Origin of the sequence: Priestia sp. SIMBA_032 (genome assembly GCF_046535215.1) — a bacterium.
GTDB classification, from domain to species: domain Bacteria; phylum Bacillota; class Bacilli; order Bacillales; family Bacillaceae_H; genus Priestia; species Priestia aryabhattai.
The window spans coordinates 343,814-358,751 of record NZ_JAWRXD010000005.1 but is presented as its reverse complement, the minus strand read 5'-3'; the positions used below and the strand labels follow the sequence as shown (position 1 = coordinate 358,751).

The following is a 14,938-nucleotide window of genomic DNA, read 5'->3' as shown; positions in this document are numbered from 1 at the left end:
ATGTATTTCCCCCTCTGAAGCTGCCGTTGAAAAATTCGCCACAAATATATAGTGACAAACTGATCTGTTGTTCCCTGCTTTTATCTTTTTATAGCGGTCCACCTTCAAAACCAATAGGCCATCCGCTTTTATTAAACTTCACTTTATACTGAAATGCATTGGGATAGTTCCCGCAAACAAAGGCTAAAGAAAAGCCTGTAAAAGTATGGCCGTCAACATTTAAAAGACGCCCAAAGCTTACACCCGACAGATAATAGGCACTAAATTTTTGTGCAGAGATGAACTGCTTTAAATACTCGAATGACCTTTTAAGATAGATATGTAATTGTTTCAATATACAATCTGCCATTTCAACAAATTCCTCATATGGCTTTTCACTATTTCCCTCTACTGTAATTTCAACTTCTTCCCATTCTCCTATATCCGTACTCCAAAACCATTGCCTTGTAATCGGAACTCCTGCTTCGTATTCACTACTATTCCATTTTTCCGCTTCATTTTCATCAGGTGGTTTAGATAGAACAAGCTTTTGATACCCGTTTTGTTTAAAGTTAGAGATTATATAGGTTCGTTCAGAAAACTCAAGATTACTTATTTATTTCCCCTCCCTTCTATGCTTTTACTACTTATGTAGAAATATGTTTTTAAGTTGCTACGTTTAATTTTAGTATTACACAAAGCAGACATCAATTGGATTACTCAGCCTCTTTCAATAAAAACTCTCACGTTTTTTTCGATTACTGTTACTATAATAAGGGAGAAGCACATTACCTATAAATTATAAGATGGAGTGTTAACCAATAAATAAGAAAATCGCTAATATCATCATCTTTTTTATGTGGTTTCTGTTCTTGCTTCTTCTATGGATCATCTTCTCTTTTTCTAAAGGCCAAGGTGGAGAATGGTGGTCTATGTATCATTTGAACTCCCATAAATATGGTCCTTGGGCTTTGGGGATTTCTTACATAAAAATTAGTGTTGCTGCGGTTATTTCGTTAGTAATGACCTATATCGCGAGTTTTGGATTCAAAAGAAAGAAATAAGATCAACTGAGGTGCTACTTAATAAAAGAGGATTTCTAACGTAGCTTTTATATTTTAGGGAGAAATGCAAAATCACTTATATAAGAATTCACACACATATAATTCTAGTTGTTTGAATCGAGGTTACAGTTCTTCCTGTAACCTCTTTTATAATTCCTTACCTGCAATTATCTTTTATATAAGTGTCATATGAGGTATTTTTTAATTTCTACAAGTTTGATCATGGGAAGCAGCCTTTCTAATTCCTGGGCCGCCATTGGCTACCAACGCTATCTTATTTTTAAACATAACGTTTACATCTCTTTTATTGTCAAGCTCTGGAGAATTACTATATTTGCGTGCTCACTCATTTTGCTCGGCCTTCTTTACTATCTTTTTTAAGTAGATTTCCTAAACTTAAAAGAACTCAGTTAACAGCTAGAGTAGAAGCTGGATTATAGCAACAGATAATTTCAGAAAAAATTTTATGGTTTTGTAATTTCACGAAAGTTTCTCTTGCCTCCCTTTCTGTGTTAAATTCAAACATGATAATATTATGTTCTCTTGAATAAGCATTGATTACAGTAACCACCCACATTAAAAATCTCCTAGGGCTGTTACAATTAAATTTGATTCTGATAAATGAATATCTCTGGAAATATTATGAGTAGCTGCTATACTTGTAGACTTATTTGGAATAAACCCCTTTTCTAACCAAATAGAACCGCTTTGAAAATTCCATGTTCCCAAGTAAATCTCCCCGTCTCTTACTATTGATATAATAGATTAGTTTACTTAATTGTTTACAGCAGCATCTTCTTTACATGCTTTGATAACATCCAACCAATGATCTGGCTTTTGTCCTTTAAACTTTTCTTTTAAATTAAATGAAGCCAATGTTTCTAACTTACTTTTTGCTGCTCTAGACATAACAGAATTTAAATTAGAAGCCTCTAGCATTTGAATAGAGCCGTCTAACTCGATTGATCTTCTTAATGCATGGATAGAGGTTCCAGTTACCAATCGGTTCATTGTTTCTCTAAAGCTCTTACTATCTAAAGTTTCACTAATAGAATCTAAGACTACTTGTTCTACATTAAATTCATGAGAAGCTTCTAATAACTCTAGATAAAGAGCAACTACACCTTTCATATAAATGCTGCGAATTAGCTTTACAGCAGAGGCATCACCAGGTTTTTCACTTACTTTAGTTATGTCCATACTGTACGGAGTCATTAATGAAATCAGTCGATCTACACCATTACCACTTGCTGAAATAGGAACCTTATGTTTATAAACTGGCAGGGGACCTAGCATTGCGGCATCTACAAAGAATGCATTCTTCTCTTGTATATTTATGTTAATTTTTTGCTTCACGATAGGAGTGGAAGCTGATACATCTACATAGATACATTCTTTCTTTATAAATGGTTTTAGCATCTCACTAACTTCAAGTGCTTTATCTGCGGGTACTGCTACTATTACTATATCTACTTGTTTTAAAACTTCTTCGGGTCTATAAAGAAGTTCTACTTGAGCTTGAGCAGCTCGTTCTTTAATTTGTGGACCATATGTAGGATGGTCTATCATAACATCATGAGCAAAAATGGTTTCTAAACCTTCGCCTTTTAAGCCAACTGATAACTCAAAGGCCGCCTCTCCAAATCCAATAAAACCTAATTTCACTTTAAAGCTCTCCCTTCTGTTTATAATCCATATGCTTTCATCTGTTCTCTTAACCATGAAGGCTGAATGTTACCTCCAGATTCACCTTGCAGACGCGCTCTTTCAAATGCTTCGATCGTTTCTAAACGTGTTTTCTCATACTCTAGTTTTTTTTCCGCTTTAAAAAGGACCTCTTCAATCTTTTCTTTTGGAACTACAACAACTCCGTCATCATCACCTATAATTAGATCTCCTGGAATAACAGATACGCCTCCACAAGAAATAGGTTTATGTAACTCACCTGGACCATCTTTAAGAGGACCATTCGGAATAAATCCTTTTGAAAAAATAGGAAATCCTGATTGACTAAGGGTCTCTTTGTCTCGAACTGCCCCATCTATAATAATCCCCTCAAGTCCAATAGCTTTAGCTGCAGCTGCCATTAATTCTCCAAGGTAAGCATTTGCCGTATGCCCCTTTCCATCTACAACTAGTACATATCCTTCTGTACCATCATAGATTGCCTGATGAAGAAATAAGTTATCTCCAGGTCTTAAACTTACAGTTAGAGCGGTTCCAACAACCTTCATTCCTGTAGATACAGGCTTAATTTTATAATCCATTGAGCCTGTACACCCCATTGCATCGGATATAAGAGTTGTATTAAGAAGGTTTGCTCTCTTAATAATGTCTTCAGATAATACTGGTGCTAAATTACTCACTGATATACACTCCTCTTCGATTTTAATATATTCTAATCAATGCTCTACTCAGGATAACGCTTACAAAATTAAAGTAATAAAATTAGATATTGCCCCCCTATTCGCAGAATATCTACAGTTTATTTGCTGCATTTTTGAAAAAGATAGAAAAACATCGTAAAAAATAAATAAAGTAATAAAAATTACTACATTTTTTATTAAAGTAATATTTATTACTATAATCTTAAATGTATCTTATCACCGGTACCTAATAAAGTAAATCTATTTTTATAAATAAAGCACAGGAAAAACATATCCTAAGCTTTATTACTTAGAAGAAACATTTTTACATAAAAAAGTAAACATGCTAAAATTCAAGTAAGTATTGTGATAAATACTTTTTATATGCTTAAAAAAATAAAATTTACAATATAATCTGTTTAATTGGAGCGAAGGTATGGAAAATCCAATATTAAAATTAAAAGATAATATCTCACAACTAACAGAAACTCAACGGAGAGTAGCAGACTATATCCTTAAAAATCCTGTCGATGTAGCTTTTTTAACGGTTGATCAATTGGCTTTGACAGTAAAAACTAGTACCACCACGATAATGAGATTAGCTTTTAGTCTAGGCTATTCTGGATATGCAGAGTTTCAAAAAGGACTTCAGGAGCTTCTACGTAACAATGCTGCTCCTCAAATCAGATTAGAAACAAATTTGAAGGGCTTAGATGAGAGTGATTTGTGGATGCGCTGTGCAGAAAGTCAATTCAATAACATTCAATCAACAGTAGAAATGATTTCTACAGAGAGCCTAAATAAAGCGTTAGAAATGATTGTCTCTGCAGACCGAATATTTTGTACAAGCGTTAGAAGTGGTTTACCTGTGGCACAGCATCTATCTTTTGGGCTTAATCGACTACTCGGAAACTGTGAGCTAATTGTCTCTGACTTAAGTGATTGGGTGGATAAAGGAATTACTTTAACTTCTAAAGATTTAGTTATTGCAACCTCCTTTCCAAGGTACGCTAGAAGAACTGTTGAGTTTGTAACAGCTGCCAAAAGTAACGATGCCAAGGTCATTTCAATTACCGACAGTTATTCTTCTCCTTTAGTTAAGTACTCAGATTTAGTACTGACTTGTAGCTCGAGTAGTATCGCTTTTCATAATTCACCTATAGCGTCGCTACTTGTGGCCGATTATCTTGTAAGTGCGATAGCTATAAATTATCCAGAAAAGACAAAGGATCGTCTCGATAAAATCACTTCAGTCCTTACAAAAATTAATTATCATTACACTGATTAAATTTACGAATGTGGTAAAAGCATGAAATATCGAATGTATAAAATAATTCGACATTTCATGTTTTTACCACTTTTTTATTTTTTAAATTAAGTCTAATACTTCCCTTTCACTTTTCATTTCTATAAAAAAACATTTACTTTTCATTAGAAGCCATGATAGTATACTTTTAAATAGTCACAATTATTACAACAATTAAATAAAAAGTAATAATTATTACTTCAAACGATAGGTTGTAATAATGAATATAGTTAGTTCTGTAAAATCATTTTTAGATATCATCCGGAGATATCTGACTGCTCCCCTACTAAGATATTACAAAGTAACTATAAGTTTATTAATCCTAACACTTGTATTTTGCTTGTTAACACGCAAATGATGAAAGCACTGCCTTTGGTTCTAAGCAATCATCAACAAAAGATTTTAGTAAAGGAGTGATTAGTTAAAGAAACACGAGAATAGAAAATAATCTATTAATGATTCTATATACAATGGACTTAAGGGGGGAATTCACGCTAGATTTTTTGCAAACCCTTACATTCGTTCTGATAACAGGTTCCAAACCAATAATATGTAAAAAAAGCCAATTGTTTTTACTAATGAATGATTGTGAAAAGCAGCTTTATAATAAAGAATGATAGTTAGATAGTTTTATGAGAATTTAAAAAGTATGACATTAAAGATAAACAAGAGGGAAAATGAAAGAAAGTTCTAGAGGGGGTATAATATGTTAACATTATTAGGTTTTTCGATGATTGTAGTATTTATGTATTTAATCATGAGTAAGCGTTTGTCTGCCTTTAGTGCATTAACAGTGGTTCCTATTGTTTTTGCTTTATTGGGCGGCTTCACTGATTTAGGACCAATGATGATGAAGGGTCTTGAAACCATTGCGCCGACAGCAATTATGATTATCTTTGCCATTCTCTATTTCGGGGTGTTAATTGATACAGGATTATTTGATCCTTTAGTAGCGAAGATTATAAAGATGGTTGGCGGTGATCCTCTAAAAATTGTAATGGGTACTGCAGTACTTTCTTTAATAGTTGCTTTAGATGGTGACGGTACCATTACATATCTAATTGTAGTAACTGCATTTCTCCCACTATACAATCGATTAGGTATGAATAAACTTATTCTAGCCTGTATTCCTGCGTTAGCAATGGGTATTATGAATTTGACTCCCTGGGGTGGTCCTGCTGTGCAAGCTACGGCGGCTGTAAAAGCAGATGTAACAGACTTGCTATTACCACTTATTCCTTCTATGATTGCAGGAACTATCTGGATTTTAGGGGTTTCTTATTTCCTTGGACGACGCGAGCGTAAAAGACTTGGAGTTATCAATATAGATACAGAATTTAATAATGAAATTGCCGCAGCTCTTGATGTAGGAATGGATGCATCAATAAAGCGTCCAAAATTATTTTGGTTTAACTTAGTTTTAACACTTTTACTTCTTACTGCTTTAGTTCTAGGGTTCTTACCATTACCAGCTTTGTTTATGATTGGATTTGCTATCGTGATGATTGTTAATTACCCAAATTTACAAGATCAAAAGGAACGCTTGCATGCTCATGCAGGGAATATATTAACGGTGGTTTCCATGATATTTGCTGCAGGTATATTTACTGGAATTATAGATGGAACAGGTATTGTTAAAGCTATGGCGGATACTTTAATAGCAGTTATTCCTGATGCTCTTGGCCCAAAATTAACAGTAATTGTTGCCCTTATAAGTATGCCATTCACATTTTTTATGGCAAATGCTCCCTTCTATTTCGGGATTATTCCTATTATGTCTGAAACGGCTGCTCACTTTGGCATCCCTCCACTAGAAATTGGTCAAGCTTCTTTACTAGGGCAACCCTTGCATCTATTAAGTCCACTTCAAGGTTCTATCTATGTCTTAGTAGGACTCCTTGGCATTGATATAGGTGACCATATTCGCTTTGCTGCCAAGTATGCCATTGGAACAGCGTTAGTTATGACGATTGTGGCTGTATTATTTGGAATACTATCTATATGAATGATTTATGGGAGCATACAAAAGAGAGAGCTGATTCTTCAAAACAGCTCTCTTTTATATATTTAACTTTAAATTACATTAAAGATTGAAATATAACATAAGCAAATCACTAATCAATCATGACTGGTACAGTATCTCCGTTTGTCAATTTGATCTCAACAATTTGGACATCAAATTCATGTTCAATTGCTTGAATAATAAGGGGATGTCTATATCCACGAAATTAAAAAATGGTGCCTACGTAATCCCACTTAAGGTTTTAAATCAACTCCATCTTTTCACCTTTTCAAATAAATACTGCACTCCATATAACAAATATGCTTTGTAATGAAGGTAGATAAAAAATTGAAAATGACTTAATCGGTTTAGACTTACAATTTTCAACCTTTTAAGAACATCAATAAAGTAAAAAGCAAAGATTCCATCAACTATAATATTCAGTAATATAAACTTCTTAAAGTTGCCATACGAAGATTTAAGCAGCCACATTGAAAGTGGCATATAAGGCCCAATGCTAAAAGGAAGTTCATCTTTTATGAACGAATCTTTTTTGTCATAAAACCTCCACCACTTCCTCTGATGCCCATACAAATGATTAATAATTTCTAAGATAATAATAAAAATTCCAGCTACTGAATAACATCTTATGCTGCGTTTTCCTATAAACAACAATGACAACCACGGGATTACTATTATAGATAGATTAAATCCTAAGTGTTTCCTTGATATCATAAGTGAACTCACATCAATGTACTTTATCTAGTTCTTCTTATAATGTCCGCCTATTACAAAAAAAACACAAACCATCTATAATGGTCTGTGTTTTTTATTAATGTGCTTTTTGTTCCACATTAACTCTCTTAATAAAGAATGAGATAACTAATCCAACAATGGAAACAATAATCGCAAAGATGAACGCATGTTGAACACCGTTGGTAAAGGCAAGAATTTGATTTAGTGGATCCATTTTATCTGATACCGTCTCAAGGAAACTTCTTGAACCCGATGACAGAATGGAAATTCCAACAGCTGTTCCAATTGCGCCTGAAACCTGCTGCAAAGTGTTCATAATCGCTGTTCCATGCGGGTACAGCTCAGGTGGAAGCTGGTTTAACCCGTTTGTTTGAGCCGGCATCATAATCATGGATATGGCTATCATAAGCGCAATGTGCAGAGCAACGATAAAACCTGTTGACGTTTCCAGCGTTACGGTTGAAAAGCCGTACATAGTGCCGGCTACAATCACAAGACCAGGGATAACTAACCATTTGGGACCAAAACGGTCAAATAATCCCCCCATAACCGGTGAAAGAATTCCGTTAATCACTCCTCCAGGAAGAAGCATTAGGCCAGCGGCAAAGGTTGATAAGGCTAATGATGTTTGTAAGTACAAAGGTAAAATCATCATCGCAGACAGCAGTACCATCATGCAGACTAGAATTAATAAAAGACCAATTGTAAACATCGGATACTTAAAGGCTTTAAGGTCTAACATTGGCTCTTTCATCTTCGTTTGACGAATAGAAAACGCAACTAACGCAATAGTTCCAATCACAAGAGTTAGAACAACCTGTAGACTTCCCCAGCCCCCGCCTTCTCCGGCACTGCTAAATCCGAATACGATTCCTCCAAAACCTATTGTTGAAAGAACAACAGAAATCATATCGATTTTTGGCTTCGTTGGTGTGGTAACGTTCTGCATAAAGAAAGCTCCAAACACTAAGGCAGCAAATAACAGCGGAAGTGAAATCCAGAAAATCCAGTGCCACGTTAATGTTTTTAAGATTAAGCCTGATACGGTTGGGCCAACAGCTGGCGCAAACATAATAACAAGGCCGATAATCCCCATTGACTTTCCACGTTTATGCGGCGGGATAATAACAAGAATTGTGTTAAACATAAGCGGTAACAGTAAAGCAGTGCCCACCGCTTGCACGACACGGGCAATCATCAGTACCCCAAACGTTGGTGCAATAGCGGCAATAAATGTTCCAATGATGGAGCAAATTAGAGATGCTATAAAAAGCTGTCTGGTCGTAAACCGTTGAAGAATAAAACCTGAAATAGGTACCAAAATTCCTAATGTTAACAGATACCCTGTTGTCAGCCACTGTGCGGTTGTTTCGTGAATACCAAAGCCTGAAATTAGCTCCTTTAACGCCATATTTAAAGCTGTTTCACTAAATAAACCAATAAACCCGGCAATAAGAAACGACGTAATAATCGGCAGCACTTTGATGTTAGAGCTTTCGGCTGCTGTTTGTTGATTACTCATATTAAATTGTCTTCCTCTCTTTTACGTACTCTTTTTGGTGAGCGTTTTTCTATCTTAATGATAAGTTGATTAGCAGACAAACAATGCATATTGATATAAAGATTAGGGATAGGTTTAAGGCATTATGTTGACTAAGCTTTTTCTTTCTCTTCTCTCTTGACCGAAGTGCTTTTTGTCTTCTAAATTCGTTTCTTTCCACAGATACCCTCCATTTCATTTCTAAATCAACTTGGGAACCCTTCCTATGTAAACTAATTTCCACTTACAATATGGAATTTTTAATAAGTAAGTTAAAACGAAATAGAACTATAAAATGAATTTCATTTTACATAACAGGAATATTGTAACACAGCTATAAGTACTGTTTCTATCTAAAATATACTAAATAACAATAGCTATATACCTAACTTAGTACCCTGTGACAATTAAAATTTGGTTCTGTTATATGCTTTTTGTTCCGTTTGCCCTAACAGAATACAACTAACTTTTTAATCATCAGCCAAAAGAAATAGTATCAGAAATGAAGTAATAGTAAAAATTGATACTATGGAGGTGTTTTCTTATGAAAAAGTATGAAGTAACATTTCATCTAATTAACGGTGAAATAAGTCATTTAGTTGAAGCTAAATCACTTATTCGTGCAAAGAACTACATACAGTATAGGTTTGAAGATAAAAGTAAAATATTGGATCTAACAAATGATTTGGTCATTGTTAAAAGGAACGTCCAATACTTTACGGTAGTTGAAAAAGAATAATTTGCTATGTAAAAGGACGTTATCTACAAAAGTAATGTCCTTTTATATCCATACAATATCTTATAGGACAGTCTCTTTTTTCCCGTTCTGGTCACTAAAATTTCTCTCCAACTCGAAGCCAAAATAGATTTAGCTCCCTCCAAGCGTATCCTTAATTTAAAGCCACTAATTTTCCTTTTTTGGGTAAAATTCATTATTTCATACTTTTTAGATAAAGTAAGAAAAAAGCTAAATACATGCATTTAATGTGCAGAGAAACGCTCTCTGAGAAAATTATCTTTGAAACAAACAACTCGAATTCACATACTAAATATATCTAAATAAAAGGCTCTATTACATTTTGGTATTGATATTAAGCGTAAACACAGAACTCCCTATTTTATGAAAGTTCTGTTTTGTTTATTCGCTACTATGTATATTTTCTGCGTCACAACGTAATTTATAAAAATTCTGGACTAATGTATTTTCTTCTGAAATGAACTCTTTCATTTTACGTAGAGTTCTTTTCCCTACACGGCGGTCCAACATACACAATATTTTTATTACCATTAAAAATTAACTTGCAGCATTAGTTGAAAATTTATATGGATAATTAGCGTTTCTGAACAGGGTTATTAAATTTAATGTCTCCATTTTAAGATATGTTCATTTTTCATTTGAAGCAGCTTTGTCATATAAACGATTTGTCCCGTATGATAAGCATAATGTTCAGCGGTATATAAGATAACACTTAAGCAAGACTGTACTTTACCTGCTTCTGGAATTAACGCACTTGTTGTAGAAGGCATTTGTATGGATTTTTCTAAATCGTTAAAATCAAAATTTGCGATAACTTCTTTACTTTGTTGTCGTGTAAAGATTAAGTTTTCTATTAGCTGCTCGGAATCCATTACTCTGTTATCAGTAAATTCTTTGGATCGCTGTCTAATAAAAGGCTTACCACCAATTATGCTGACGATAAATGCATATTCGCTGCCGGCAAGATGTAAACACAAGTTTCCAATACTATTCGTTTCTTGGCGGAACTTTTTTCAAATATCATCATCTGCTAATCTACTAATACAAGTTTGGATTATATCTAATTGTGTATCAAGTGATTTAATACTTTCTTTTATGAAGGAATTCATCTAGGTTCTCTTTTTGTATTTTTATTCTGAATTATAAATAATTATACATAAATAAACACATATTTGCACTGTATTTTTGTATTAAATTTATTAAAAACATATGTGTAAAGGGTACATGTAAAAATTAAAAGAGCAAACTCTCTTACACGTGAGTTTGCTCTTTTAATTCTTTATTTAAATTTCTTGAGTTCAACTTTTAACTTATTGTCCTACATCCTTCATTCTTTTAAGAGCTTTTCTATATTCTTGATCTCTCATATGCAGCGTTTTATCAGGAAAAGATTTAGGCTGACCAAACTTTTTCAAAGCTTTTCTATACTCGCTGTCACCAATGACTTGATTCGAAACAGCCTCTTTAGGTGAACGTTCAAAAACGGGAGTAGTTTTTTTAATGTGAACCTCTTCTGTACTCAGCTTTTCTTTATGTGTTTCTTTATCGTGCGGCTTATGAGCCAGCTTGTGGCCTTTTCCTGTTAGAAACATCAAAAACGAGAGCATTAATACTACAATGCTCAATACACACGAAAACGTAGAAAATGTATGATACGTAATGATTTCAGATTTTACATGTAGAGATTGAGTGAAATTTTCTTTACTAGCCACCTGGCTCTCTGCACTTACCGTCGTAAGGTGATCTTTATACACCTTTGCAAAAACGATACTGCTGATTACAGGGATTACTGCCGATACTGTAACTCGTATAAATTGAACCGTGACCATTCGAGGGACTAAACTTGGTAGTGGTCCGCCTAAAGCTGCCCCCATTAGACCTGCAGCGACTGTGAACCCTACTCCTGCGATTAAAGCTACGAAGCTGCTGACAAAGAGAAAAGCTGAAGCATGACCGTCTACATACATCCACTGTATGTTCACTCCCATAATAATGACCGCTCCTATAATACCTAATACGCCCGGTCCAACTTTATCATATAATACGGCACTTAATATGGCCGCAATTACTATTCCAGCAAAAAGCCCGATATAGATCAGTGAAATATCTCCTTTATCAAAACCAGATCCACTTTTGAGCAATCCTTGTAGGGATAAAAGAGTTAAACTCATACTAATATTACCTATAACAGCGATCAGAATAGCGAGAGCTGTTTTTCGAGAAGCCACTAACCGAAAGGGAATTAAAGGATTTTTAATATGCCATTCTGCTACGAATAAAAAGCATAAAAAAGTGATGCTTCCTACTATGCCTATCCATACATAAGTAGATCCCCACCCTGATTTTTGGAGATTAAGTAATGTAAACGTAATAAATGCAGCAACCATAAACATTAACGCTACACCGATGATATCAAATGGTTCATAATGTTTGTGCTGTTGCTTGGCGTGATCATTTGTTAAAAATTTGTAGCTGAAGCATATTCCAAGTAAGGAAAGGACGGCCGCTATATAGAATAACCATCTCCAGTGCCCATAGCTGTTCACTAGCATTCCGAGAAAAATACCCACAACGCTAGATCCATAAAATCCGCCAATAAGAATCAGTAATGCCAAGTTCCGTTTCTGAATCGGAAAAGAAAGAACCAGCATTGGAATCATCATCATAAGTGCCAAACCTGTTCCCGTTCCTTGTAAAAAACGACCAATGCCCATTCCTAAGAAGCTGTTAGACGCAATACTTACGATAGCTCCTATAAGAAACAGACACATCGAAAGAACATACGTCCTTCTCTCCCCTAACTTATGTCGAAGAATAGGTCCAAACGGAATACAAAATGCAAAGCTCATAACCCCTATTAAAACCGGTGTTATCGAAATATAAGATTGATCATTAAACGTTTGTTGGAGAATTTCACGTATAGAATTTAATGAAGTGTTTAACATTAAACCAGGACCAATAGCTAAAACTGCCAGTAAAGAAATCCCCCAATGTTTTTCTATTTTCATACTACAATTCCTTTCTGCCTTTCATGATTGTAAAAAACTAAAAATGCGGCGTTCATGTTTCTTCCAACCATCACAGTCGCTATGATAAAGAAGAAAGATATTTATCCGCATTTAAACAAACTAAAAAATAAAGCTTCAGTAAGGAAGCTTTATTTTATTTTCTAAGCCTGCCACTCGAATTGGCCCTAAAAGTGTTAGCCTGGTTAATTTATCAGCCATAAATGCAGGGCTAAATTTCATATCACTTTCTAACCAAGAACAAATGACACCTATATGAGCTGATGTGATATAACTAATCAGAATATCTTTAGGGATATCAAGTCCATCCTCTACTTCTCCAATCGAAGAGATTAACTCTCCGTACACTCTTCTCTTTACAATTTCCGTCATATGACTTCTAAATTGAGGCAATCCTCGATCACTTAGCATGACTTTAAAATAATCCGCGTGTTCGTAGATAAATTCAAAAAGCTTTAAAAAAGAAACAGATTCATCTTTTTCTTCTAGTTCTGAAGAATACTCATCATTTTGTCTAGGCTTCACCTTCTCGATCAGCTCTTCTAAAACTTCATTCATACTCTGCATGAGAAAGTCTTGCTTATCTTGATAATGCAAATAAAAGGTTCCCCGCGTTAATTCCGCTTTTTCCGTAATTTCTTGAATCGTAATGGATGTAACGTCTTTCTCTTTAAGAAGTTCGACTAAAGCGTCTCTTAAGTATTTATTTGTTCTTTTTATCCTAGGATCTACTTTTGTTTTTTTAGACATCGTTCGTCTCCTTGTATAACTTTTATTGAGTGTCAGGCATATGATTATGACTTGTATAGGTGCAGCCATTTAGACCTTTTCTGGTGATTAACTATTTAAACTGGCCTGTATCATAAACATACATTCTGTACACGATGTAAACTAATGAACATTATGTATATTAAGTTTTACAAAGTATAACCAATCTGTCAATATCGAAAATTGGTTAAGAACAAATCTTTTGATCGTTATATATGGATTGCGTGAACTTGAGAGTGAAATCTTTTGTATGAAAGAAAAAGAACTGAAGGTTGTAACCAGTGATGTAAGATCTGCTTAGCTTTTATATAGCAAATTAATAAAATACAAACCACATCTTCTTTGTTTTCAGTAATTAATTCTTCTCGAGAAAGGTCTACCTTCTAAGGTAGACCTTTCTTTTTTATATCCATATAAATAACGCATACAGAAGTACAATATAATATAGAAACGAATCTAGATTCTATTAAATGGTTTACCTTATCTTAAAGATAAGAAATTCTTCGTAATGAGCATTGGTTGGCTTCTTGCTGCAACTCCGGAGCATAGTAACTCAATTTTTTAATAAAATAACAAGTCTCAGGAAAATGATGTATCAGAAATCTTAACGTCTCCTTATTTAATAGCTTGTTCTCCTTGTACTTTTCGGTCATAGCATAAACAAACTGGCTCATCTCAATAGTTGTTTTCCCCACTTCTAAAGCAAATTCTGTTTGTCTTGCAAAACCTGGCTGCTTAAACCGCAAATAACCTTTTAAATGATGATTCTGTACAATGAATGCCTGAAATTTCCCGATATATAAATCTGCTTGTTTAGATATCATAATCTCAATCGGATCAAGCAGGTTTTTAAACAAAACAGCATGTCCAAGCTGATCTTCGAGCCATAAATCCATTAATTCGACTAAGCTAAGGGGAACCGGCTCCTTTCCTTTTACTAGATAAGATAAAAATCTTAAATATTCCTGATTTTCACTTAACGTACCATTAAGATAGGTTGGAGATAAGTTTAGATTCACTGCGTTTTCAATTCGAAGAGCCTGAAGAGACCCTTCAAAATCAAAATATCCTTTGGTAATTGGCCAGGCCTTTCTCGAGAATTCTATTAATGCAGGATCGTTGTGCATAACATCAGGGGATAAATAGTTCAGTTGTTTTAGCAAGTCATCAAACAAATGAATATACTGCTTAGCTGTTCGGACGTATTCGACTTCCTTCACGGATAAGTGATCTCGTACAAAATAAGCATGGTCCTGAATTATTTCTAACCAAAATAAATGTTCCTCCCATAATGAAATCATTACTAGCTCTCCCTTCGGTTTCCTTACTACTACATGTTTATTAGAAGCTTTAGAAGAAATGAACCAAAGTAAT

At 34.4% G+C, this 14,938-nt stretch carries 12 protein-coding genes and 2 pseudogenes; 3 read left to right on the top strand and 11 right to left on the bottom strand.

Going from position 1 to position 14,938, the window contains the following annotated elements; genetic code table 11:
* Nucleotides 1-88: 88 nt before the first annotated feature.
* The 4 genes from SB717_RS19020 to SB717_RS19005 form a co-directional block, all read right to left on the bottom strand.
* Nucleotides 89-349 carry a hypothetical protein gene (locus tag SB717_RS19020; protein WP_410904461.1) on the bottom strand — a complete coding sequence of 87 codons (261 nt, stop codon included), beginning with the start codon at nt 347-349 and terminating at the stop codon, nt 89-91.
* Between the two features lie 1,270 nt (nt 350-1,619).
* Nucleotides 1,620-1,772, bottom strand: coding sequence for a hypothetical protein (locus SB717_RS19015; RefSeq protein WP_160297361.1), 153 nt, complete (start codon nt 1,770-1,772; stop codon nt 1,620-1,622).
* Nucleotides 1,773-1,817: 45 nt separating this feature from the next.
* The gene (locus tag SB717_RS19010; RefSeq protein ID WP_074676614.1) at nt 1,818-2,708 is read right to left on the bottom strand and encodes a prephenate dehydrogenase/arogenate dehydrogenase family protein; all 891 of its coding nucleotides are present in this window, start codon (nt 2,706-2,708) and stop codon (nt 1,818-1,820) included.
* A gap of 20 nt (nt 2,709-2,728) precedes the next feature.
* Nucleotides 2,729-3,409, bottom strand: a complete 681-nt coding sequence (locus SB717_RS19005) for an RraA family protein (protein WP_074676616.1) — start codon at nt 3,407-3,409, stop codon at nt 2,729-2,731.
* A 436-nt stretch (nt 3,410-3,845) separates the two neighbouring features.
* Here SB717_RS19005 and SB717_RS19000 point away from each other — a divergent pair, with 436 nt between their 5' ends.
* Both SB717_RS19000 and SB717_RS18995 read left to right on the top strand, forming a co-directional pair.
* A complete protein-coding gene (locus SB717_RS19000) occupies nt 3,846-4,697 on the top strand; it encodes a MurR/RpiR family transcriptional regulator (RefSeq protein ID WP_013058390.1) in 852 nt (283 codons plus the stop codon).
* A gap of 724 nt (nt 4,698-5,421) precedes the next feature.
* Entirely contained in the window at nt 5,422-6,720 is a 1,299-nt protein-coding gene (locus SB717_RS18995) for a CitMHS family transporter (protein ID WP_410904460.1), read from the top strand.
* Nucleotides 6,721-6,984: 264 nt separating this feature from the next.
* Here SB717_RS18995 and SB717_RS18990 read toward each other — a convergent pair whose 3' ends face one another.
* Together SB717_RS18990 and SB717_RS18985 are read right to left on the bottom strand one after the other, a co-directional pair.
* A complete protein-coding gene (locus SB717_RS18990; RefSeq protein WP_410904459.1) occupies nt 6,985-7,452 on the bottom strand; it encodes a hypothetical protein in 468 nt (155 codons plus the stop codon).
* 97 nt (nt 7,453-7,549) lie between these two features.
* Nucleotides 7,550-8,995: a DHA2 family efflux MFS transporter permease subunit gene (locus tag SB717_RS18985; RefSeq protein ID WP_410904458.1), complete on the bottom strand. Its 1,446-nt coding sequence runs from the start codon at nt 8,993-8,995 to the stop codon at nt 7,550-7,552.
* A 562-nt stretch (nt 8,996-9,557) separates the two neighbouring features.
* Between SB717_RS18985 and SB717_RS18980 the strand changes: the two genes are divergently transcribed.
* Complete coding sequence (locus SB717_RS18980; RefSeq protein ID WP_034649834.1) at nt 9,558-9,752, top strand: hypothetical protein; 195 nt, start codon at nt 9,558-9,560, stop codon at nt 9,750-9,752.
* Nucleotides 9,753-10,151: 399 nt separating this feature from the next.
* On the opposite strand, the pseudogene SB717_RS40260 reads toward SB717_RS18980, so the two are convergent.
* The 5 genes and pseudogenes from SB717_RS40260 to SB717_RS18960 all read right to left on the bottom strand — a co-directional run.
* A pseudogene (locus SB717_RS40260) lies at nt 10,152-10,301 on the bottom strand (SF0329 family protein); the annotation flags it as partial.
* 71 nt (nt 10,302-10,372) lie between these two features.
* Nucleotides 10,373-10,765: pseudogene (locus SB717_RS18975) on the bottom strand (DinB family protein); the annotation flags it as partial.
* Nucleotides 10,766-11,080: 315 nt separating this feature from the next.
* The gene (locus SB717_RS18970) at nt 11,081-12,778 is read right to left on the bottom strand and encodes an MFS transporter (RefSeq protein WP_410904457.1); all 1,698 of its coding nucleotides are present in this window, start codon (nt 12,776-12,778) and stop codon (nt 11,081-11,083) included.
* 135 nt (nt 12,779-12,913) lie between these two features.
* Nucleotides 12,914-13,546, bottom strand: a complete 633-nt coding sequence (locus tag SB717_RS18965) for a TetR/AcrR family transcriptional regulator (protein WP_410904456.1) — start codon at nt 13,544-13,546, stop codon at nt 12,914-12,916.
* A 503-nt stretch (nt 13,547-14,049) separates the two neighbouring features.
* Nucleotides 14,050-14,865: a DUF2935 domain-containing protein gene (locus SB717_RS18960; RefSeq protein WP_013084377.1), complete on the bottom strand. Its 816-nt coding sequence runs from the start codon at nt 14,863-14,865 to the stop codon at nt 14,050-14,052.
* Nucleotides 14,866-14,938: the final 73 nt, after the last annotated feature.

What these genes read in the sequence shown, in the direction of transcription:
- SB717_RS19020 (WP_410904461.1), bottom strand. Translation starts at nt 349, where the DNA reads ATGGCAGATTGTATATTGAAACAATTACATATCTATCTTAAAAGGTCA.
- SB717_RS19000 (WP_013058390.1), top strand. Translation starts at nt 3,846, where the DNA reads ATGGAAAATCCAATATTAAAATTAAAAGATAATATCTCACAACTAACA.
- SB717_RS18995 (WP_410904460.1), top strand. Translation starts at nt 5,422, where the DNA reads ATGTTAACATTATTAGGTTTTTCGATGATTGTAGTATTTATGTATTTA.
- SB717_RS18990 (WP_410904459.1), bottom strand. Translation starts at nt 7,452, where the DNA reads ATGATATCAAGGAAACACTTAGGATTTAATCTATCTATAATAGTAATC.
- SB717_RS18985 (WP_410904458.1), bottom strand. Translation starts at nt 8,995, where the DNA reads ATGAGTAATCAACAAACAGCAGCCGAAAGCTCTAACATCAAAGTGCTG.
- SB717_RS18980 (WP_034649834.1), top strand. Translation starts at nt 9,558, where the DNA reads ATGAAAAAGTATGAAGTAACATTTCATCTAATTAACGGTGAAATAAGT.
- SB717_RS18970 (WP_410904457.1), bottom strand. Translation starts at nt 12,778, where the DNA reads ATGAAAATAGAAAAACATTGGGGGATTTCTTTACTGGCAGTTTTAGCT.
- SB717_RS18965 (WP_410904456.1), bottom strand. Translation starts at nt 13,546, where the DNA reads ATGTCTAAAAAAACAAAAGTAGATCCTAGGATAAAAAGAACAAATAAA.
- SB717_RS18960 (WP_013084377.1), bottom strand. Translation starts at nt 14,865, where the DNA reads ATGATTTCATTATGGGAGGAACATTTATTTTGGTTAGAAATAATTCAG.